The organism is Streptosporangium longisporum (assembly GCF_039534895.1).
GTDB lineage: Bacteria > Actinomycetota > Actinomycetes > Streptosporangiales > Streptosporangiaceae > Streptosporangium > Streptosporangium longisporum.
On sequence record NZ_BAAAWD010000015.1, the window covers coordinates 582,734 to 604,404 of the forward strand.

Below are 21,671 nucleotides of genomic sequence, written 5' to 3' on the forward strand. Positions count from 1 at the left end.
GGGCGGCTCTCGCGAGGCGGGTTCTCGTGGAGCGGGCCAGGGCTCCTGCGCGAGGAGCCGGGGTTCTCGGGCGAGGGGGCGGGGGTCTGGTGAGGCGGCACGGGCCGAAGCTACCCCTTCCCGTCGGGCTTATCCTCACGTCCCGCCGTCTCTCCCGGCATGGGCGTCGCGGAAAAGAACGCGCGCGTTACGGAGACGGTGCACCCCACCCGACAATTCACGACTGTTCACTATTATGTCGGCATTAATGCCCATGAACGGTCAACGGTGGTCATTCACGGTCGTTCGAATTTCACCGGGTGAGGACGGCCCGCCGGTCACGGTGAATACTCCGTACCCCGCGACCGGGATGTCTCCGCGAGCGGTCGGTGATCCGCCGCGCCGGGCTTGCCGGGCCGCATCCCGAACAGGAAGCGGGTCGGCCGGGTCCGCCGTACCAGCAGGTCGTAGGCCAGGACCGTCAGGGCGAGCGAGCAGGTCACGATGACGACGTACTTGACCGCGATCGGTGCCTGCCAGCGCACCACCTGGTAGGCGACCGCGACCACGACGGGCTGGTGCAACACGTACAGCGGCAGGACGGCCTCGGCCAGGTAACCGCGCAGGCCGCCTCCGCTCCCGTTCCGCGAACGGGTGACCGGGCGGACGCCGGAGGAACCCGCCCGGGGAAGGGCACCGGAGGAGTCCGCGTGAGGGGGGACGCCGGAGGGACCCGCGTCGGGCCGGGTGCCGGAACGGGCGGCACCCCGGTCGAGGACGCCGACGATCGTCAGCATCCAGCACCATCCGGCGGCACCGTACAGCGCCCGTCCGAGGACGGCGAGCGGCGCCGAGGCCGTGAAGGCGTCGTCGCCCGCGGACAGCAGCACCGGCACCCCGGCCGCGAACAACGCCAGCCCGCACGCGGCGACCACGCGCAGGTCGCGGCGCACCGCCCCGCGGAAGCGCTCGTCGGCCGCGAACGCGAACCCGTAACAGAAGAAGGCCAGGTACGCCCACCGGCTCCACCCGGCGTACTCCTCCTCCAGGCCGAGGACCATGCTGATCAGGACCAGCGGCAGGGCGGGCAGCAGCACCGCGCCGCGCACGCGGGCGAGCCCGGCGACCCGCTCGCCGAGGCCCGGCGACGGCAGCCACCGCACCGCGAGCGAGAGCAGCAGCGAGAACGTCAGCAGCAGGACGAGGAACCACAGGTGTCCCGTCTCGAAGTACTCGCCCTGCAGGACGAAGGGGAACTCGGCGAGGTCGAGCTCGACCCGGAAGAACCGGGGCAGGAACTCCAGGTACGACTCCCGGTTGGCGGGGTCGGCACGCAGGCGCAGCCACTGCGGCACCGGGACGATGACCACCGTGGCGAACACCAGCGGCACGGCGATCCTGCGCAGGCGCTCCACGGCGTAGCCGGCCGGGCCGCGACGGCCCAGCGAGTGGCGCGCGGCCAGGCCGGCGAGGTAGAAGAGCAGCGGCATCGCCCACAGCACGCCCAGGACGCTGACGACCATGGTGAGGCCGGTGGTCTCGGCGTTCTTGACGTAGAAGTCGTCGCGGGCGTCGAACACCAGCGCCGAGTGGAAGAGCACCAGCCCGGCCACCACCACGACGCGCAGGAGGTCCACCTCCGCCCGCCGCCCCGTCGCGGTGCCGGCCGCGACCGGAGGGCCGGTCGCGGACCCGGGCCCTGCCGTGGATCCTGTCGCAGGCTCGGGCCCGGACCCGATCGCGGGTCCTGTCGCGGGTCCTGTCGCCGACCCGGTCGGCGGCCCGGCCGGAGGCCCGGTCACAGGCCCGGCCGAGGACCCGGGTCCGGTCGGGGAGGCCGGGGGCGTCGGGGGCGTCGGGGGAGAGGTCATGCTCGGCCCTCCGGCGGGAGGGAGCGCCGGCGGGCCGTGTGGACCACCGTGACCACGGCCAGCACGGCGGCGGGACCGAGCATGTCCTTGGGCCAGAACTCCAGCGGGCACGCCTCCACCACGCTGGCCACGCCCCAGGCCACGACGTTGACCGCCAGGATCGCGCCCCAGACGAGCCACAGGATCCTCAGCCACCGGGTCACGTCCCTGCGGACCGGCGGCGGGCTCTGCCGTCGTTCGGCGGGCAGGTCGGCGAGCAGCACGGTCAGCTCGCCGCGGGTGGTGGCGGACAGCGCCCGGCCCACCCGGTCGTCGAACTCCGGCATGTCGAGACAGCCCTCCTCGACGGCCAGCCGCAGCCGCCGGGTGGCGGCCTCGCGATCGTCGTCCGACGCCCGCACGTCGCCGTGCTCGGCCATCTCTACCTCCTGTGGGGGCTACGAAGACGTCTCTCCGGCCTCGCGGGCCAGGAAACGGTCGATCTCGGCTTTCTCCGCGGCCGGGAGGTCGCGTTCCGCGCACCGCCGCTCCGCCACCGCCCTCAGGTGGGGGCGGGCCGCCGCCGGGTCGACGCCGTCGAGGAAGGCGGCGAGCAGGTCGGCCCGCCCGACCCGCAGGAACGGTTCCGTGACGGTGGCGGTGGCCAGGATGAGCCAGGTGCACGCGGCGTCCACGGCGGGCGCGCCCCTGGCGGCGTTGGCCCAGTCGACGACCTTCGGGCCGTCGGGGGTGACGAGCACGTTGCCGGGATGCAGGTCCAGGTGGAGCAGCCGGTTCCCGGGGCGGCCGACGGCGGCCTGCAGCCAGCCGGGCGACCGCACCGCGGACAGCGCCCGCAGCAGGCCGGCCAGGAGCGCGCCGTGCTCGGCGGCCCGCCCGGGGGTGCGGGCCGCCTCCTGGAGCAGGCTCGGCCCGTCCACGTGCTCCATGAGGATGTCGGGCCCGTCGGCGTCGAATATCTCCGGGGCCGGGAAGCCGTGCCGCCGGACGTGCCGCATCACCGCGGCCTCGCGTTCGAGGCTGCGGCCGTCACGCGAGCGGCGGACGACCCGGCCGGGCCCCGCCTCGAAGATCTCACAGTCGTAGCCGGCGACGATCAACGATCCAACCTGCATGCCTGTCAGGTTAGGCGGTAAAGCCGGTGCGTCAATACGCCAAGGCGGTGACCGTTTTTTACGGTAACTACCTGTCAGCGAGAGAGGCGGTACTTATCGCTAACGTGAAGCGAACATGGATTCATTCTTACTCACCTGCTTATTCCATTAATTATGGGGAGGTGACACGTTGCTGGTAGCAACCGACCTCGTCAAGCGTTACGGCGACATCCAGGCACTCGACGGATTCACTCTGAGCGTGGCGGCCGGGGAGATCGTCGGGCTCCTCGGACACAACGGCGCGGGCAAGACGACCTTCGTCGAGATCGTGTCGAACCTGGTCCGCCCGGACGGCGGCAGGGTGACGATCGACGGCAAACCGCCCTCCGCCGTACGCGGCCAGGTCGGCGTGGCTCCCCAGCACATCGCCCTGTACCCGTCGGCGACCGTCCGCGAGCACCTGGAGCTGTACGGCAGGCTCTCGGGGCTGCGCGGGGCCGCGCTGCGCTCGGCGATCGAGGACCTGTCGGTCGTGCTGCGGCTCACCGAGATCATGGACAGGCGGGCCGGCAAGCTCTCGGGCGGCCAGCAGCGCCGTGCCCAGGCCGCGACCGCGCTCGTGCACCGGCCGGGCCTGCTGCTCCTCGACGAGCCCACCGCGGGCGCGGACCTGGAGACCCGGCAGGCGATGCTCGACGTCGTCAAGCAGCGCGCCGGCGAGGGTGCCGCCGTCGTCTACACCACCCACTACCTGCCCGAGCTCACCGAGCTGCAGGCCACGATCGCGGTGGCGCGCGACGGCCGGGTCATCGCCCGGGGCGCCTACGAGGAGCTGGCCAGGGACCTGCCCGGCGAGGTGCGGGTGACGCTGGAGGGCGAGGAGGAGCTCACGATCTCCACCTCGGACCCGGCGGCGACGCTCATCGACCTCCTGCACCGCACCAAGCGCCCGATCAGCTCGGTGGACGTGCGCAACCCGTCCCTGGACGACCTCTACCGATCCCTGGCGGTCCACGATGCTCCTTGACGCCCCGCGGCCCGGCATCGACCTGGTCGGCTCCGCGCACCGGATCGCCGCCCTGGCCCGGCACAACCTGACCCTGCGGCTGCGCGACCCCGGCCAGATGATCAGTTACGTGGCCATGCCGATGGTGCTCATGCTGGTGCTGCGGCCCCTGTACGTCAGGGCTCTCGACACCGGCGCCACCCAGGTGGCCACCGGACTGATGGTCATGTTCTCCGTCTTCGCGATCTCCCTGGCGGGGAACGCGATCCTGTCCGAACGCACCTGGCGCACCTGGGACCGGCTGCGGGTGAGCCGTGCCCCCGCGGCCGAGCTGCTCATCGGCAAGACCCTGCCGTTGTTCGTGGTGATGGTCACCCAGCAGTCGATCCTGCTCGTGTACGGCTGCCTGGCGATCGGGCTGCCCGTCCCGCCCAATCCGCTCGTGGTGTTCATGTCGATCGTGATCTGGGCCTTCGCGCTGCTGGCGATCGGGGCGGCGCTCGCCACGATCGTGCGCAGCCACGGCGAGCTCAGCGTCATCTCCGACGTGGGCGCGCTCACGCTCAGCTCGCTGGGCGGGGCGCTGGTGCCGCTGAGCCTCATGCCCGCGTGGGCGCAGGCGGTCGCGCCCGCGTCCCCCGGCTACTGGGCCCTGACCATGATGCAGTCCGCGGTCGCCGGGAACGTGGCGGGCACGCTGCGTCCCGCGGCCGTGCTGCTGGCGATCGGTGTCCTGGCCGGCGCGTTCGCCGCCCGCAGGCTCGCGCGCGGCTGGGGCCGCGGCGGGCTGATGTGAGCACCTGACATGGGCACCGGCGCGAACGCCGTGAACACGGACGTGAGCACCGGTGCCGACGCCGTGAGCACCGAGGTGAGCATCGGCGCGATCGTCCCGAGCGCCTCGTGCGCGCCGCGGCAGCACGCCGTGGTGAGCACGCCGCAGTGCGCGCCGCGGTGAGCACGCCGTGGTGAGAACCGCGGTGAGCACCGCAAGCCAACTCCAGTGAATTGAGGCAGGTTGATGGAACACGGACATCCACCGGGCGACACCGACATCGCGATCGTCGGCATGGCCGGCCGGTTCCCCGGCGCGACCGACATCGCGACGTTCTGGCGCAACATCAGCACCGGTGTCGAGTCGTTCACGCGTTTCTCCGACGAGGACCTGATCGCCGCGGGCGTCGACCCGGCCACGTTCCAGCAGCCGAACTACGTCCGGTCGCGGCCGATCCTGGAGGACATCCGCGGGTTCGACGCGGGGTTCTTCGGCTACAACCCGCGCGAGGCCACCCTCGCCGACCCGCAGCAGCGCATCTTCCTGGAGTGCGTGTGGGAGGCCCTGGAGTGCGCCGGCTACGCGGCCCCCCACAGCCGGGGCAGCGTCGGGGTGTTCGCCGGGATGAACATCAGCGGTTACCTGCTGACCCGGCTCATGGCGTTCCAGATGGGCGTCGACACCTCCGCCCTGATGATCGGCAACGACAAGGACTCGCTGGCCACGAACGTCTCCTTCCGGCTCGACCTGAACGGGCCCAGCCTGTCGGTGCAGACGTTCTGCTCCACGTCGCTGGTCGCGGTGCACCTGGCGAGCGAGAGCCTGCGCCGGGGCGAGTGCGACATGGCCCTGGCCGGGGGCGTGTCGGTGCGCATCCCGGACCGGATCGGCTACCTGTGGGAGGAGGGCGGCCAGGAGTCGCCCGACGGGCACGTGCGCACCTTCGACGCCGAGGGCCGGGGCAGCATGTTCGGCGACGGCGCCGCGGTGGTGACGCTCAAGCGCCTGCCGGACGCGATCGCCGACCGCGACACCGTGTTCGCGGTCATCCGCGGCTCGGCGATCAACAACGACGGCGCGATGAAGTTCAGCTACCTGGCGCCCAGCATCGACGGCCAGCGCCGCTGCGTGTCGGCGGCCCTCGCCCGCGCGGGCGTCGACCCGGCCGACGTCTCCTACGTCGAGGCGCACGGCACCGCCACCGAGGTCGGCGACCCGATGGAGGTGGCCGCGCTGACCCGCGCCTTCGGGGCGACCGGGCGCGGGCAGTACTGCGTGCTCGGCTCGATCAAGCCGAACGTCGGCCACCTCGACAGGGCCTCCGGCGTGACCGGGCTGATCAAGGTGGTGCAGTCGCTGCACAACGAGCTGATCCCGGGCACGCTGCACTACACCTCCCCCAACCCGGAGATCGACTTCGAGGCGAGCCCGTTCCGCGTCACGGCCGAGCCGACGCCGTGGCCGCGTACCGGCGACCGGCCCCGCATCGCGGGCATCAGCTCCCTGGGCATGGGCGGCACGAACGCGCACGCGATCGTCACCGAGGCGCCGCTGCCCGCCGAGCGCCCGGCCCGCTCGCGCCGCTGGCAGATCCTGCCCGTGTCGGCGCGCTCGGCGGCGGCGGCCGAGCGCTCCTGCGCCCGGCTCGCCGAGCACCTGAACGGCCCCGCCGGCTCCCCCGGCTCCCCCGTGGGCCCGAGTGACCTCGGGGACATCGCCTACACGCTGCAGGCCGGGCGCAAGGTGTTCAACCACCGCAAGGTCGTCGTCGCCGACTCCACGGGCCGGGCCGCCGCCCTGCTCGCCGACCCGGCGGGACCGCTGGGCCGCAACGACGCCACCGTGGGACGCCAGGTCGGTTTCCTGCTCGCCGGGGTCGGCGAGCAGTACCCGGGCATGGTGGCCGGGCTCTACGCCGAGGACCCGGGCTTCCGGGCGGACGTCGACGAGTGCCTGGCCGTCCTCGGGCTGACCGAGCCCGGTCAGCTCTCCGACGTGTTCACGCCCGCCGAGCGGACCGCCGGCAGCGGCGCGAACGGGTCGAACGGCGCGAGCGGCGCCGTCGGCGCGGACGACCTGGCCAGGTTGCTGGGCCGGGCAGGCGCCGCGCAGGCGCCGCGCTCCACGACCGACGCCCACCTGGTGCAGCCGGCGGTCTTCGTCGCCGAGTACGCGCTGGCGCGCCGCCTCATGCGGTGGGGCCTGCGCCCCGAGGTCATGATCGGCTACAGCCTGGGCGAGTACGTCGCGGCCTGCCTCGCGGGCGTGCTGTCGCTGCCCGACGCGCTGCGGCTGGTGGCCTACCGGGCCAAGCTCATCACCTCCCAGCCCGAGGGCGCGATGCTCGCCGTCTCGGCCAACGAGCGGCGGCTGACCGCGGTGCTCGGCGAGGAGGGCATCCGTGACCTGGACGTGGCCGTCCGGACGGGCTCCCAGGTGGTGCTCGCCGGGCCGGAGGCCGCGGTCGAGGCCGCGGCGGCCCGGCTGCTGGAGGCCAGGATCGGCCACCGGCGGCTGGAGACCACGCACGCCTTCCACTCGCGGATGCTCGCGCCGGTCGCCGGCGAGCTGACCGCGTGGATCACCGACAACATCACCCTGAACGCGCCGTCCCTGCCGTACCTGAGCAACGTGACCGGCGCGCCCGTCACCGCCGAGCTCGTCACCGACCCCGGGTACTGGGCGCGGCACATGTGCGAGACCGTCGAGTTCGGCGCCGGGCTCGACCACGTGCTCGGCGTCCCCGAGCTGGCCCTCGCCGAGATCGGCCCCGGCCAGTCGCTGGGAGCGCTGACCCGCGGCCACCCGGCCTGCGAGCGCGGGCGCTGGCCGCTCATCGTGACGACGCTGCCCGCCGCCGGCGACCCGCTGGACGCGGGGGCCGCGCTGGCGACGGCCGTGGCCAAGCTCTGGCTGACCGGCGTGCCGGTGGACTGGGACGCGCTGCACGACGACGGCGACGGCTGGAGGCCGGGCCGCGTGCCGCTGCCGTGCTACCCGTTCGAGCACCAGGAGTACTGGCTGGAGATCGACGAGTCCGCGCTGGGCGGCGGTGGCACGCCCGCGTTCGACGAGAGCGATCCCAAGAGCATCGCCAAGGCCTACCCCCGGCTGCCCGACACGCGCTGGATCCACGCGCCGACCTGGCGCGAGACCACCCCGCGTGCGCCGGTGCCGCAGGAGGCGGACCGCTGGCTGGTCTACACCGACGCCGGGCTCGCCGACGAGCTGGCCGCGCCGCTGCTGGCGCACCTGGAGGCCACCGGCCGCCAGGCGGTGCTGGTACGGCCGGGCGAGGAGTTCTCCAGCGGCCCCGACGGCCTGCGGGTACGGCCCGGCTCGCCCGAGGACGCGGGTGCGGTGCTGCGCGAGCTGACCGGCCGCGACTGGGTGCCCGAGCGGATCGTGCACCTGTGGAACGCCGACGGCGACGGGCCCGTGGAGGAGTCCCTGCGCCGCGGCCTGCACACGCTGGTCGCGTTCGCCCGCGCCTGCGGCGACCTGGGACTGCACGGCTGGACCCTCGACATCGTCACCGGTGGCGCGCACCGGGTGCACCCGGGCGACCGCGTGCACGCCGCCGCGGGCACGCTGCTGGGCCCCACCCGGCTCATCCCCGTCGAGTACCCCAGGACGCGTACCCGGCTGATCGACCTCGGCCCCGAGGCGGGACCCGGCACCGGGGCCGGCGCGCGGGCGCTGCTGGCCGAGTTGCGCGCCGAGCCCGCCGACCAGGTCGTGGCCCTGCGCGGCGGCCGGCGCTGGATCCCCGACTACGAGACGCTCGACGCCGGCGTCATCGAGCAGTCCCCGCCCGCGGCGCGGGTCCGCCAGGGGGGTGTCTACCTGGTGACCGGCGGGCTCGGCGGCATCGGGCTGGCCATGGCCGAGCGGCTGGCCGAGCGGTACCGGGCGCGGCTGGTGCTGCTCGGCCGCACGCCGGTGCCGCCCCGTGAGGAGTGGGCGTCGATCCTGGCCGGCGGGAACGCCGCCGGCGAGGTCCTGCGGCGGCTGGAGGGGCTGCGCCGCCTGGAGGCGGCCGGCTCCGGCGTGATCACCGTCGCCGGGGACGTCTCCCGCGTCGAGGACGTGCGGCGGGCCGTGGACGCCGCGATCGAGAACTTCGGCGAGCTCGACGGCGTGCTGCACTGCGCGGGCGTGCCCGCGGTGGGCCTGATGCAGTTCAAGACCGTCGCCGACATGGACCGTGTGCTCGCGCCGAAGGTGGCCGGCACGCTGGCACTGGCCGAGGTGCTGCGCGAGGTGCCGGTCGACTTCCTGGCCCTGTTCTCGTCCACGACGTCGGCGACGGGCGGCGGCGCGGGCCAGGTCGACTACTGCGCGGCCAACGCGTTCCTGGACTCGTTCGCGCTCAGCGACCCGCTGCCCGGCGTGACCGTCACCTCGATCGACTGGTGCGAGTGGACGTGGAACGGCTGGACCGACGGGCTCGACAACTACGACGAGGGCTCCCGGCAGTACTTCGAGTGGTACCGGGAGAACTTCGGCCTCACCTTCGACCAGGGCTGGGAGACGCTGCTGCGGGTGCTGGCCAGCGGTGAGCCGCACGTGGTGGCCTCCACCCAGGACTTCGCGCCGATGGTGGCGATGAGCCGGCGCTCGTCCATCGAGAGCCACCAGGCGGTGGTGAAGAAGATCCGCGACGCGTTCGGCCGGCACCCCAGGCCCGACCTGTCGACCGCCTACGTCGAGCCGCAGTCCCCCACCGAGGAGACCATCGCCGGGGTGTGGACCGAGGCGCTCGGCCTGGAACAGGTCGGCGTGCACGACAACTTCTTCGAGCTCGGCGGCAACTCGCTGCTCGGCATGGAGATCATCGCCGAGGTCAGGAAGGCGCTGGAGCTGTCCTACCTGCCACCGCACATCCTCTACCAGGCCCCGACGATCGCCTCGCTGGCCGAGGCCGCCACGGCCGACCAGGAGTCCGGCGGGCAGCCCGCCGAGGCCCGCGAGCAGCAACGGTCCAGGATCGCGCAGCGGCGCAACATGCTCAGGAGCGGAAGGACGTCATGACCGGAACCGACTACGAGTCCGCGGTCGCGCTGATCGGCATGTCCGGGCGCTTCCCGGGCGCCGGCGGCGTCGCCGAGCTGTGGGACAACCTGCTGGCGGGCGTCAAGGGCCTGCGTACGATCACCGAGGACGAGCTGCGCGAGGCCGGGGTGGACCCCGGCACGCTGGCCGATCCGCGCTACGTCCGCGTCGGCGGCCCGCTGGAGGACATCGACCGGTTCGACGCCGGCGTGTTCGGCATCAACCCGCGCGAGGCCGAGATGATGGACCCGCAGCACCGGTTGTTCCTGGAGTGCTCGTGGGAGGCGCTGGAGAGCGCCGGCTACTGCCCCACGGACGTGCCCGGCCAGGTCGCCGTGTTCGGCGGCTGCGGCTTCCCCGACTACATCGTGCAGAACATCCAGCACCTCACCTCCCAGCCGGGAGGCGCCATGCTGATGGCCATCGGCAACGAGCGCGACTCCCTGGCCTCGCTGGTCTCCTACAAGCTGGGGCTGCGCGGGCCGTCGGTGTCGGTGCAGACGTTCTGCTCGACCTCGCTGGTCTCGGTCCACCTGGCCTGCCAGAGCCTGCTCACCTACGAGTGCGACGTGGCCGTGGCCGGCGGCGCCTTCACCCCGCTCCCCCAGCGGTCGGGCTACCTGTACGAGCAGGGCGGCATCATGGCGCCCGACGGCCGGGTGCGCAGCTTCGACGCCGAGGCGGGCGGCACGGTGATGGGCAGCGGGGCCGGCGTGGTGGCGCTCAAGCGCATGTCCGACGCGATCGCCGACGGGGACGTCATCCACGCGGTCATCCTGGGGTCGGCGTCCAACAACGACGGCCGCCTGCGGGCCGGCTACACGGCGCCCGGCGTGGACGGCCAGGCCGAGGTGATCGAGTCGGCGCTGGGCGTGGCCGGGGTCAAGCCCGAGACCGTCGGCTACGTCGAGTGCCACGCGACCGGCACCATGCTGGGCGACTCGATCGAGCTGGCGGCCATGAGCCGGGTGTTCACCCAGGCCACCGAGACGCCGTGCGTGCTGGGCTCGGTCAAGCCGAGCCTGGGCCACCTCGACCGCGCCTCGGGCGTCACGGGGCTGATGCGCGCCGCGCTCGTCCTCAAGCACGAGCTGCTGCCGGGCACGCCCGGCTACGAGACGCCCAACCCGGCGCTGGCCACGGCACGCGACCGGTTCACCGTGCTGAACGAGCACCGGCCGTGGGCCGCGGGCCCGCACCCCCGGCGGGCCGGGGTGAGCTCCTTCGGGCTCGGCGGCACCAACGCGCACGTGGTGATGGAGCAGGCGCCCGTCCGGCCGGCGCGGCCCGCCCGGCCGGGTCCGCACCTGCTGGTGTTCTCGGCGTCCGACGAGCAGGCGCTGTCCGACCTGACCGAGCGGCTCCGCCGGCACCTGGCCGAGGAGCGTTCCGCCGACCTGGCGGACGTGGCGTTCACCCTGCAGATGTCGCGGGGCGCCTTCGCGCTGCGCCGCGCGGTCGTCTGCGCCGACCGCGACGACGCGGTGGCCGCGCTGGCCGACCCGTCGCGCTGGATCGACGGCAGGACCCAGCGGCGCAACCCCCGGCTGCGGCTGGCCGTACCCTCTGACGCCGCGATCGCGGGCGGGACGGAGACCGGCGGGACGGACGCCGATGCGGTGCCGGAGTCCTGGTGGGCGGAGCTGCACGCGGCCGTCCACACGGTGCTGCGCCCCGGCGCGACACCGGCCGGGACGGTGTCCGCGAGGACGTCCGGGACGGTGGGCCGCGCCGAGGCGCTGGCCGCGCTGGCCGACGGCCTGACCGGGCTCGGCGTCCACCTGGTGGGCGACGGTGAGGACGCGCAGGCCGAGGAGGTGCCGGTCGCGCCCGAGGAGGGCGCCGACGCCGCCACGTGCCTGCTGTCCACGCTGGCGCGGCTCTGGCTGGCGGGCAGCGTCCTGGACTGGGCGAAGCTGCACGGCGGCGCCGGGCTCCGCGTCGAGCTGCCGACCTACCCGTTCCAGCGGCGCAGGTTCTGGGTCGATCCCCCCCGCCGGCAGCGCGCGCCCGCAGGCCGTCGAGGGCAAGAACTTCGACCGGTCGCAGTGGACGCACCTGCCGTCCTGGAGGCAGCACCCGGTACCCGTCGCCAGCCTGGACGAGCGGCTGCGCGAGGCCGGGCCCTGGCTGGTGCTCACCGCCGACGAGCGCGGCGAGGCCCTGGTCGGGCGGCTGGAGCGGGCCGGCGCGGAGGTGACCGCGGTACGCGACGGCGACCGGTTCGAGCAGCACGACGACGGCTCCTTCACGATCCGCTCGGGCAGGCCGGGCGACATGTCCGAGCTGTTCTACTCGCTGGTGGTGAGCCCGCGCGCGATCGTGCACGGTTTCAGCCTCGCGTCCGCCGAGGCCGGGCCGGACGGCGACCCGGCGGCGCACTTCTCCGCGGAACAGAACCGCGGCTTCCACTCGGCGCTGGAGCTGGCCCGCGAGCTGGTCGACAACACCGGCTCGGCGCCCAGGGCCGAGCTGGTCCTGCTCACCTCTCTCGCGGTGAACGTCGCCGGGGCCGAGCTGCGCCACCCCGAGCACGCCACGCTGGCGGCGCTCGCCCCCAGCCTCCAGCAGGAGAACCCGCGGCTGCGCTGCCGCCACGTCGACCTCGACACCGCCGGCGCCGGCGGCGCCCCCGGCCTGGAGGCGCTGGCGGAGGCGGTACTGGCCGCGTCGGTCTGCGCGCACGAGGGCCCGGTGGCCGTCCGCGCGGGCGAGACGTGGCTGCGCCACTACGAGCCCTACCCGATCGCCGACCTCGAACCGGAGGAGCGGCCGTTCCGCGACGGCGACACGGTCCTCATCACCGGCGGGCTCGGCGACGTCGGCCTGGTCCTGGCGCGCCACCTGGCCGGTGCCTACGGCTGCCGCCTGGTGCTGACCGGCCGCTCGGCGCTGCCGCCCCGGCAGGAGTGGGACGCCTACCTGGCGGACGTGCCGCCCGGTGGCGAGCGGACCGCCCGCCACATCCGCAACGTCCGCGACCTGGAGGAGCGCGGCGCCACCGTGCTCGCCCTGTCGGCCGACGTGGCCGACGAGGAGAAGATGGGCGCCGTGGTGGCGGAGGCGGTCGCCCGGTTCGGCGGCATCGACGTGGTGGTGCACGGGGCGGGCGTGCAGGACGGCGCCTACTTCAACTTCGCCCACCTGATGGACCGCCAGCAGTGCGACGCCCACATGGCCGCCAAGGTGGGCGGCTTCCACGTCCTGCAGAAGGTCCTCGGCGACCACTGCCCGGACCGGCGCATCACGCTGTCGTCCGTCGCGGCCGTGCTCGGCGGCATGACGCTGGGGCCGTACGCGGCCGCCAACGCCGCCCTGGACGCCTACGTCCGCGTCGCCCGCACCCGGGGCGCCGGGCGGTGGGTCACGGTGGACTGGGACACCTGGAACATCGACCCGGACCGGGTCGCGGGCCACAGCGGCGCCGTCGTCGACTTCGCGATGACCCCGGCCGAGGGCGTGGACGTGCTGGAGCGGGCACTGTCGGCCGCCGACCGCGCCGGCCATCTCGTCATCTCGACGGGCTCGCTGGACGCCCGGATCGCGCAGTGGGTCACCGGCGACATCCACGAGGCCGGTGACGACGACGACGACCGGGAGCGGCACCCCCGTCCCGAGCTGAACAACGCCTACGTGGAGCCGTCCGAGGGCACCGAGGCCACCCTGGCCGCGATCTGGTCCCGGGTGCTGGGCATCGAGCCGATCGGCGCCCTGGACAACTTCTTCGAGCTCGGCGGCCACTCGCTGCTCGCCATCGAGCTCACCACCCGGATCCGTAAGTCACTGAGCGCGTCGGTGCCGGTGACCGGCCTGCTGGAGTGCCCGACGGTCCGCCAGCTCGCCGAGCTGCTCGACGTCCGCGACGACGAGGAGGGATGAGGCGCCGATGAAGCAACCCGCGTACCTGCGGTCGGTGCAGGGGTTCGCCCGCCGCGAGCTGGCGGGCAAGGACGCCTACCTTGACTCGCTCGCCGACGCGCCGCTCCCCCTGTACGAGCGTTTCGCCGGCACGGGCCTGGCCAACTGGTGGCTGCCCAAGGAGATCGGCGGCCTCGGCCTCGGGCTGGAGGAGAGCGTGCGCATCGCCGCCGAGCTCGCCTACGCCGACGCCGGGGTGGCGTTCACCCTGTTCATCCCGGTGCTGACCACGAGCATGGTGACGTGGTACGGCAGCGAGGAGCTCAAGGAGCGCCACTTGGGCGACCTCGTGACCGGCAACGGCTTCTGCGCCACGCTGGGCAGCGAGCACGAGGCCGGCAGCGAGCTGGCCAGGATCACGACCACCGCGCGCGCCGAGGGCGGCACGATCGTCCTCGACGGGTGCAAGGCGTTCTCCACCAACACCGACTTCGCCCGGTTCCTCGTGGTGGTGGCGCGCGCCCAGGACGACCCGTCCGGGTACCTGGCCGTGCTGGTGCCGCGCGACACGCCGGGCGTCACCGTGGACAAGCGGTGGGACGTGATCGGGCTGCGCTCGTCGGCGACCTACCAGGTGTCGCTGTCGGGCGTGCGCGTCCCCGCGGGCAACGTGCTGCGCGGCAACGGATTGCGCCTGCTGGAGGTGGGGCTGAACGCCAGCCGCATCCTGATCGCCGCCACGGCGCTCGGCGTCGCCCGCCGCGTGCGCGACGTGTGCATGGAGTACGGCGCGTCCAAGGTCGTGAAGGGTGTCCCGCTGACCGGCAACGCGGTGTTCGCCGGCCGGCTCGGCCAGTTCGAGATGGAGATCGACGTCATGGCCGGCCAGTGCCTGGCCGCGGCGCGCGCCTACGACGCGATCGCGGCCCGGCCGGACGCGGGCGAGGAGTTCCTGCGCGTCGGCACGCTCAAGCAGGCGCTGACGGCCAAGATGTTCTGCGGCCAGACGGGGTGGCGGATCGCCTCGGCGGCCTCGGAGATGTTCGGCGGGCTCGGGTACACGCACGAGTCCGTCATCGGCAAGCTGCTGCGCGACATGCGCTACGTCTCGATCGTGGAGGGCGGTGACGACGTGCTGCGCGAGCTGGTGTTCAGCCGGTACGTGGTGCCGGCCTCGAAGCGGTCGTGACGGGGCTTTCGTGACGAGGCGGCCGCTCCGGTGATGGTGACCGGGGCGGCCGCCTTCGTGAGCCGGGGCCGGACGGGGCGGGCCGTGACCGCGGCGGCCGTCAGCGCGGTGTCGGCGTCGCGGAGATCCGCGAGGTTTCTGAGAACGGATCGGGTGGTCCGGCCTTCCCCGGCGCCTGCCGTTGACCTTCCTCCCGGAAAAGTCGTTTCCGGGAACGTAAGGTGCGCACGCTTCGAGTGTGCTTCCGGCGCGCTGAGATTTTTCGGGTGGCAGGTAATGATGGGCGTGCTTCGCACATAGGGAGGATGTCCGCATTTCGCACTGACAAAGGAAACCACTCATGGGAACCGCCCGTGGATAACGCACGGCCGGCCAGGTTCGAGGCCGTCTACCGGGAGACGTACGGTCAGATCAGGGCTTATGCCGCGCGTCGCTGCGACTCGCCGCAGGATGCCGCGGACGTGGTCGCGGAGACCTTCACCGTCGCCTGGCGGCGGATGGACGAGCTGCCACCGGGGGAAGAGGCCACGCTGTGGCTGTACGGCGTGGCACGCAACGTGCTGGCCAACCATCACCGTAGCGAGGCCCGCCGCCAGGCCCGCAGCGTCGAACTCGACGCCGGGATGGCCGACCTCTACGCGGATTCCCCCGACAGCGGAGGCGAACTGAAAGCGATCGCCCAGATCTTCCGGGCCCTGCCCGACGACGACCGCGAACTGCTGTCGCTGGTCGCCTGGGAGTGCCTGGACCGCCGGGAGATCGCCACGGCGATGGGCCTGTCGCGCAACGCCGTACGCGTCAGGCTCCACCGCGCCCGCAGGCGCTTCTCCCGCGCGCTCACCGAGGCGGGCATCCGTTCGACGCCGAAAAGCCGGCCGGTACCGGCGGAGAGGTCGCTGTGAAGAACACCGACGAGATCGACGCGATGACGAGGGCACTGGCCAGGGTCCGGCCCGGACAGCCGGCAGGCGACCCGTCCGACCCGGAGGCACGGAGGCTCCTGGCCTTGATCACGGCCGAGGAGCCCGCCACGGCCGTCGGCGAGCCGTACCGTGCCCGCCACCACCGTGCCCGCCACCACGGTCCCCGGCGCCTCGTCCTGGGTCTGGCGGCCGCGGCCGTGCTCGCCACGGTCATCGTGGTCGGCCCGGGCCTGCTGGAGAACGGCCGTGGCGCGGCCACCTCCTACGCCAGCTCGGAGATCGAGATCCGGCGCGAGGGCGACGAGTACGTCGCCCTCATCAAGGATCCCTACGCCGACCACCAGAAGTACCGCGAGGCGTTCAAGGCGCTCGGCCTGGACGTCGAGGTGCGCATCGTCCCCGTGGCGCCGCGCAAGGTGGGCCAGGAAGTGACGGGGGTGCAGGGCGGCGTGCGCGAATCCGGCGAGCGGACCTCCCCCTCCGGCATGGAGGACCGCGACGGGAAATCGTGCACGGCGCGGCAGAAGGGCTGCTACCTGGTGTTACGCATCCCGGTCGACCTCACAGGAAAGGCCTACCTCAGGCTGGGACGCCAGGCCGGCCCCGGAGAGGCCTACGACGAGGACGGGGAGATGACCGCCACCACCGAGGGCGGCTCGCTCGCCGGGTACCGGGTGGACGAGAGGACCGTGGGCGAGGTCGTGCCGGAGATCGAGAAGCGCGGCCTGAAGGTCACCTATCTGATCATGACCGTCGGTCCCGGGAACCCGGGCGGCTTCGGCGTCGACCCGAACAGGCAGAGCGCCCCCGTCGGCAAGGACTGGATCGTCTGGGAGGCCGAAGAAGCCGCCTCGGACACGGTCCGGCTGCTCGTCACCGACAAGCGCTACGACAGGAACCCCGTCTACGGCGGCCCGCGCGACGACGTCATCACCGACTGACCACGGAACCGCCGTGCGGCTCGGTGATGATCCGCCCGCCGAGGCGCGGCCGGATCCCGGTCACCCCAGGGGGGTGACCAGGGCGGCGGTGTAGCCGGGGGCGACGTCCAGCCAGCGGACCCGGCACTCGGGAGAACGCGCGGAGCGCGACAGCACGGTGGCGTGCGTCGCGCTCCTCTCGCGTACCAGGACGTCGCTCATGCCGGCCAGGCCCGCGCCGGAGACCTTGACGTAGGCCTCCTTGGCGGTCCACAGCCGGAAGAACCCCTCCGGACCGGCGGACGGCAGCCGGGCGACCTCCTCCGGCTGGTAGAAGCGCCGGGCCATCTCCAGGTGGTCGAAGCCGTCGCGGACCCGCTCGACGTCCACGCCCACGCGGGCGCCCGGTGGCGCGACCGCCACCAGGGCCCACGCGTCGGAGTGCGACAGGTTGAAGTCGGGCACGGGCCGCCCGCCCGGGGACAGCAGGCACGGGCGGCCCGAGTCGTCGCGGCCGAAGCCGAGCCGCCCGGCGGGCACGCCGCACACCCCGGCCAGCACCGTGCGCAGGGCGGCGTGCGCCACCACGTACCGGCGTCGTTCCGCCGGGTCGGCGAAGGCCAGTGCCCGCTCGCGCTCGGCGCCGGACAGCAGGCGCCACCCGCGGGGGGCGCCCGCCCGGTCGAGCCGCACCCGCCACACCCGCACACCGTGCGCGTCCGCCGGATGCGGCCCGAGGGGCGTCACCCGCCCCCCGTACGGGGTCCGCCGGTTCCTCACACCCACGGCGCGAGCGCCCGGGCGATCAGCCGGTGGGTCAGTTCCGCCTGCTCGAACACCGCGAAGTGCCCGCCGTCGAACGGGTGCAGCGCGAACACGGTCGCGGTCTGGTCGCGCCAGCGCGCCACCTTCGCCGGTGCGACCCGCGGGTCCGAGGCGCTCGGGAGCGCGGAGATCGGCACGTCCAGCGGCGCCTCCTGCAGGTAGCGGTAGGTCTCCTTGACGGTGAAGTCGGCCTGCACGGCGGGCAGGATCATCTGCAGCGCCTCCGGGTCGGCCAGCAGCCACTCGGGGGTGCCGCCGAGCCGCCGCAGCAGCGCGGCCACCTCCGCCCGCGTCATCCCCGACACCGGCGGACCGGGCTCGTCGGTGACGTGCGGGGCGTCGGCGCCGGAGACGAACAGGTGCACCGGCTCCGGCCCGCCGCGCCGCCGGATCTCCCGGACCAGCTCGAACGCCACCAGCGCGCCCAGGCTGTGCCCGTACAGGGCGTAGCGGCGGCCGGCCGCGGACAGCTCGACGTCGGCGAGCACCACGTCGGCCAGGTCCGGGACCAGCTCGGACATGTGCAGGTAGGGCGGTTCCGCGTGCCGGCCCTCCCTGCCGGGCGGCTGCACCGGCTGGACGGCGACGCCCGGCAGTTTGCGCTGCCACATGCGGAACGCCGAGGCCGCGCCGCCGGCGTGCGGCAGGCAGTACAGCGGCAGCGCCCCCGGCTCGGCACCGGTCAGGGTCCGGAACGGCAGCCAGCGGACGAGGACGTCGTCGCCGATCAGGTCGTGGACGGTCATGGTCGGTCCCTCACTCGGCGATCTCTAGTTTCACGTACGCCGGTGGCGGCTGCACGGCGCCCAGGTCCGCCTCCAGCACCACGTGGGCGCCGTCCCTGCTCACCTCCCTGAACCCGGCGAACGCGTAGGTGATCTGCATCATGCGGTTGCGGCCGGTCTCCACGAAGTCGGCCCGCACGGCGACGCCCGCCTCGGCGGCCAGCCGCATGATGTGGTTGAGCAGCACCATCCCCACGCCGCGCGACATCACCCGGCACGACATCAGCATCATGCACAGCCGCCAGGCGTCCTCGCCCTTCTCCACCAGTGCCAGCCCGATCTTGCCGTAGCTGCCGAACACGTCGGTGAGGGAGGCGACCAGGAGCAGGTGGTCGGGCGACTCGCGCAGCGCGTCGAGCTCGTCGTAGGAGTAGGTGCGGCCGGTGGAGTTGAGCTGGTTGGTGCGGACGGTGAGCTCCTCGGCCCGCTGCAGGTCCTCCCTGCGGGCGGGCGCGATGGTGAAGGTCATGTCCAGGCCGGCGAGGAACTCCTCGTTGGTGCCGACGAACTCCTGCTCCAGCTCCTCCCTGGCGAGCTGGCCGCGGTACATGGCGCGCCGCTGCGCCGACTCGTCGGTGACGAACCGGGGATGGAACTCGGGCCTGGCGAGGCTCTCCTCCAGCTCCAGGACGTCGACGCAGGTCACCTCGGGGACCTGGTGGGCCACCTCGGCCCGCTCGAACTCCTGGTCGTCGACGAAGGCGAAGGCGTCCAGGCCGAGGTTGAGCGCCTTGGCGAGGGTTTTGATCGACTCGGACTTGGCGTTCCAGCTGATCTGCGGGTGCAGGAACATCTCCTCCAGGCCGAACTCGCGCAGCTTCTCCATGGCCGCGTCGCGGTCGTTCTTGCTGGCGACGGAGTGCAGCACGCCCTTGCGGTCGAGCTCGTGGATGAGCTTGACGACGACGGGCCGCACGGTGACCTCGCCGTCCTCCAGCAGCACCCCGTCCCAGAGCGTGTTGTCCAGGTCCCACACGATGCACTTGATGCGGCCCTGGACGGGCTTGGCGGGGACCGCGCCGGCCCGCTCGGTGGTCACGGTCATCTGGTCGTCTCCCGTTCTGCCTGGCCCGCGATGGTGATCCGCTGGACCTCGTTGCTGCCTTCGATGATCTCCATCACCTTGGCGTCGCGGTAGAAGCGCGCCACCGCCGAGCCGGGCGCGCAGCCGTTCGCGCCGTGGATCTGGACGGCCTCGGAGGCGTGCCGGGCCGCGGCGGTGGAGGCGAAGTACTTCGCCACCCAGGTGGCCATGAGCGTGGCGGACTCCCCGGCGTCCTTGAGCCGTCCGGCCTGCTCGATCAGCAGCCGGGCCGCCCGCGCGTCGGTCACCATGTCGGAGAGCTTGGCCTGGATCAGCGGCAGTTCCGCCAGCGGCCGGCCGCCCACCTCGCGTTTGGCGGCGTAGGCGGAGGAGGCCTCCAGGCACGCCTGGACGATGCCCAGCGACCCGGCCGCCACGCTGTAGCGGCCGAGGTCGAGGGTGCCGGTCAGGACCATGCCGGCGGTGAAGCCGCTCGGCCCGAGCAGCGCGTCGGGGCCGAGGACCACGTCGGTGAAGGAGATCTCCGCCAGCATGGAGGCGCGGGTGCCGAGCATGTCGTCGATCGGCCGCACCTCCACCCCGGGGGTGTCCCTCGGCACGAGGAACGCGCCGATGCTGGTGGCGGTGCGGGCGAAGACGAGGAACACGTCGGCCCGCTGGCCGCCGGTCGTCCACGTCTTCACCCCGTTGACCACCCAGCCGCCGCCCGCCTGGACGGCGGTGGTGACGATGCCCGCGGCGTCGCTTCCCGCGCCGGGCTCCGACAGGCAGAACGCGCCGAGCGCGTCCCCCCCGCCCGAGCGCGGGCGTCCACCGCTCGCGCTGCTCGGGAGTGCCCCAGCGCTGCACGGTCCACGACAGCATGGTGTGCACGGTGAGCAGGCTGCGCAGCGACGAGCAGCCCCGGCCGACCTCCTCGTGGACCTCGCCGAGGGTGACCATGTCCATCCCGATGCCGCCCGAGTCGGGCGGCAGGAACGGGGCCCACAGGCCGGCCTCGGCGACCCGCCGCAGCAGGTCCTCGGGGACGCGGCCGCTCCTGTCGTAGGCGTCCGCGTGCGGCACGACGTGGGTGTCGACGAACGCGCGGGCCGAGCTCCGGTCGGTGACGGGCGCGACGGGCATGACGGTCGCGGCGTCCACGGCGTCCGGGCCGGTGGCGGGTACGGCGCCCGCCGCGGTGGCGGGCGCCGTGCTGGTGAGGGTCACGCGACGACCAGGTCGGGCGAGAGGCGGGACACCAGCCTCGACATGGCGTCCGCGGTGCGGAAGTTGTCGATGCGCAGCTCCTCGTTGGGGATGACGACGTCGAACGTCTTCTCGACGAACATCACCAGCTCCATGGCGAACAGGGAGTTGACGAATCCGAGCGCGAAGATGTCCTGCGACTCGTCGATCTCCGCCTGCGGGTACCTGCCGCGGATGAACTCGAGGATCTGGCCCTTGACCGTGATGGACATGCGATGACTCCTTCAGTTCTGCGTTTCGTAGGTGTAGAAGCCGCGGCCGGACTTGCGTCCGTGCAGCCCGGCGTCGGTCATCTGCTTCAGCAGGGGGCAGGGGCGGTACTTGCTGTCGGCGTAGTGCTCGTGGAGCACCTCGACGCTGTAGAGGATGGTGTCGACGCCGATGAGGTCGGCGGTCTCCAGCGGGCCCATCGGGTGGCCGAAGCAGCTGCGGAAGACCTCGTCCACCGACGCGGCGTCGGCCACGCCCTCGTGCACCAGGTAGGCGGCCTCGTTGACGGTCAGCATCAGCACCCGGTTGGAGACGAACCCGCACGAGTCCTTGACGTCGATGGCCTTCTTGCCCATGGCGGTCAGCAGGTCCCGGGTGCGCTGGACCGTGTCGGGCGAGGTGTGGAAGCCGGGGATCAGCTCCACGGCGGGCTTGGCGGGCACCGGGTTCATGAAGTGCACGCCGACCACCTTGTCGGGCCGCCCGGTGACGGCCGCGACCTTGGTGATGGGGATGGCGGAGGTGTTGACGACGAAGACGGTGTCGGGACCGCACTCGGCGTCCAGCGTCTCGTACACCTCCCGCTTGACGTCCCAGTTCTCCGTCACGTTCTCGATGACGAGGTCGGCCTTGGCCGCGTTGGCGACGCCGACCGCGGTGGTGATCCTGGACAGCACCTCCTCGACGTCCAGGGCGGGGCCGCCCATGAGGCGGCTCAACCGGGTGTTGCGGCCGATCGTGGCCAGCGCCTCCTGCAGGACGCGCTCGTCCTTGTCGACCAGGACCACGTCGTGGCCCGTCTGGGCGAGGTTCTGCGCGACGCCGACGCCCATCACACCGGCGCCGATCACACCGATCACGCTCATGTGCGCTCCGTTCCGATCATCG

At 73.1% G+C, this 21,671-nt stretch carries 17 protein-coding genes and 2 pseudogenes; 9 read left to right on the top strand and 10 right to left on the bottom strand.

Annotated features, from left to right (window positions below):
• Positions 1-317: 317 nt before the first annotated feature.
• From ABD832_RS28960 to ABD832_RS28970, 3 genes are all read right to left on the bottom strand, one after another.
• Positions 318-1,616 carry an acyltransferase family protein gene (locus ABD832_RS28960; RefSeq protein ID WP_344901050.1) on the bottom strand — a complete coding sequence of 433 codons (1,299 nt, stop codon included), beginning with the start codon at positions 1,614-1,616 and terminating at the stop codon, positions 318-320.
• A 230-nt stretch (positions 1,617-1,846) separates the two neighbouring features.
• Positions 1,847-2,269: a DUF1707 SHOCT-like domain-containing protein gene (locus ABD832_RS28965; RefSeq protein WP_344901053.1), complete on the bottom strand. Its 423-nt coding sequence runs from the start codon at positions 2,267-2,269 to the stop codon at positions 1,847-1,849.
• 18 nt (positions 2,270-2,287) lie between these two features.
• Positions 2,288-2,965, bottom strand: a complete 678-nt coding sequence (locus ABD832_RS28970; RefSeq protein WP_344901056.1) for a phosphotransferase — start codon at positions 2,963-2,965, stop codon at positions 2,288-2,290.
• 169 nt (positions 2,966-3,134) lie between these two features.
• On the opposite strand from ABD832_RS28970, the gene ABD832_RS28975 reads away from it, so the two are divergent.
• From ABD832_RS28975 to ABD832_RS29020, 9 genes and pseudogenes are all read left to right on the top strand, one after another.
• A complete protein-coding gene (locus tag ABD832_RS28975) occupies positions 3,135-3,971 on the top strand; it encodes an ABC transporter ATP-binding protein (protein ID WP_344901059.1) in 837 nt (278 codons plus the stop codon).
• Complete coding sequence (locus tag ABD832_RS28980) at positions 3,961-4,746, top strand: ABC transporter permease (RefSeq protein ID WP_344901062.1); 786 nt, start codon at positions 3,961-3,963, stop codon at positions 4,744-4,746. Before ABD832_RS28975 ends, ABD832_RS28980 begins: the two co-directional genes overlap by 11 nt.
• 9 nt (positions 4,747-4,755) lie before the next feature.
• Positions 4,756-4,908, top strand: coding sequence for a hypothetical protein (locus ABD832_RS28985; protein ID WP_344901065.1), 153 nt, complete (start codon positions 4,756-4,758; stop codon positions 4,906-4,908).
• A gap of 63 nt (positions 4,909-4,971) precedes the next feature.
• Entirely contained in the window at positions 4,972-9,759 is a 4,788-nt protein-coding gene (locus tag ABD832_RS28990; protein ID WP_344901068.1) for a type I polyketide synthase, read from the top strand.
• 38 nt (positions 9,760-9,797) lie between these two features.
• A pseudogene (locus ABD832_RS42325) lies at positions 9,798-11,219 on the top strand (beta-ketoacyl synthase N-terminal-like domain-containing protein); the annotation flags it as partial.
• Positions 11,220-11,574: 355 nt separating this feature from the next.
• Positions 11,575-13,659: an SDR family NAD(P)-dependent oxidoreductase gene (locus tag ABD832_RS29005; RefSeq protein ID WP_425582668.1), complete on the top strand. Its 2,085-nt coding sequence runs from the start codon at positions 11,575-11,577 to the stop codon at positions 13,657-13,659.
• 7 nt (positions 13,660-13,666) lie between these two features.
• Entirely contained in the window at positions 13,667-14,827 is a 1,161-nt protein-coding gene (locus tag ABD832_RS29010) for an acyl-CoA dehydrogenase family protein (protein WP_344901079.1), read from the top strand.
• 353 nt (positions 14,828-15,180) lie between these two features.
• A complete protein-coding gene (locus ABD832_RS29015; RefSeq protein ID WP_344901082.1) occupies positions 15,181-15,729 on the top strand; it encodes an RNA polymerase sigma factor in 549 nt (182 codons plus the stop codon).
• Positions 15,726-16,691 carry a hypothetical protein gene (locus ABD832_RS29020; RefSeq protein WP_344901085.1) on the top strand — a complete coding sequence of 322 codons (966 nt, stop codon included), beginning with the start codon at positions 15,726-15,728 and terminating at the stop codon, positions 16,689-16,691. The genes ABD832_RS29015 and ABD832_RS29020 overlap by 4 nt, the downstream gene beginning before the upstream one ends.
• Before the next feature lie 60 nt (positions 16,692-16,751).
• On the opposite strand, the gene ABD832_RS29025 is transcribed toward ABD832_RS29020, so the two are convergent.
• From ABD832_RS29025 to ABD832_RS29055, 7 genes and pseudogenes are all read right to left on the bottom strand, one after another.
• On the bottom strand, positions 16,752-17,417 hold the full coding sequence (locus tag ABD832_RS29025) for a 4'-phosphopantetheinyl transferase family protein (protein WP_344901088.1): 666 nt from the start codon (positions 17,415-17,417) through the stop codon (positions 16,752-16,754).
• Positions 17,418-17,446: 29 nt separating this feature from the next.
• Positions 17,447-18,241: a thioesterase II family protein gene (locus ABD832_RS29030; protein WP_344901091.1), complete on the bottom strand. Its 795-nt coding sequence runs from the start codon at positions 18,239-18,241 to the stop codon at positions 17,447-17,449.
• Positions 18,242-18,251: 10 nt separating this feature from the next.
• On the bottom strand, positions 18,252-19,325 hold the full coding sequence (locus tag ABD832_RS29035; protein ID WP_344901794.1) for an HAD-IIIC family phosphatase: 1,074 nt from the start codon (positions 19,323-19,325) through the stop codon (positions 18,252-18,254).
• Positions 19,322-20,092, bottom strand: a complete 771-nt coding sequence (locus tag ABD832_RS29040; RefSeq protein WP_344901797.1) for an acyl-CoA dehydrogenase family protein — start codon at positions 20,090-20,092, stop codon at positions 19,322-19,324. Before ABD832_RS29040 ends, ABD832_RS29035 begins: the two co-directional genes overlap by 4 nt.
• Positions 20,093-20,174: 82 nt before the next feature.
• Positions 20,175-20,450 (bottom strand): annotated as a pseudogene (locus tag ABD832_RS29045) (acyl-CoA dehydrogenase family protein); the annotation flags it as partial.
• An 80-nt stretch (positions 20,451-20,530) separates the two neighbouring features.
• Positions 20,531-20,785 carry an acyl carrier protein gene (locus ABD832_RS29050; protein WP_344901094.1) on the bottom strand — a complete coding sequence of 85 codons (255 nt, stop codon included), beginning with the start codon at positions 20,783-20,785 and terminating at the stop codon, positions 20,531-20,533.
• Positions 20,786-20,797: 12 nt separating this feature from the next.
• Positions 20,798-21,649: a 3-hydroxyacyl-CoA dehydrogenase family protein gene (locus ABD832_RS29055; RefSeq protein WP_344901097.1), complete on the bottom strand. Its 852-nt coding sequence runs from the start codon at positions 21,647-21,649 to the stop codon at positions 20,798-20,800.
• Positions 21,650-21,671: the final 22 nt, after the last annotated feature.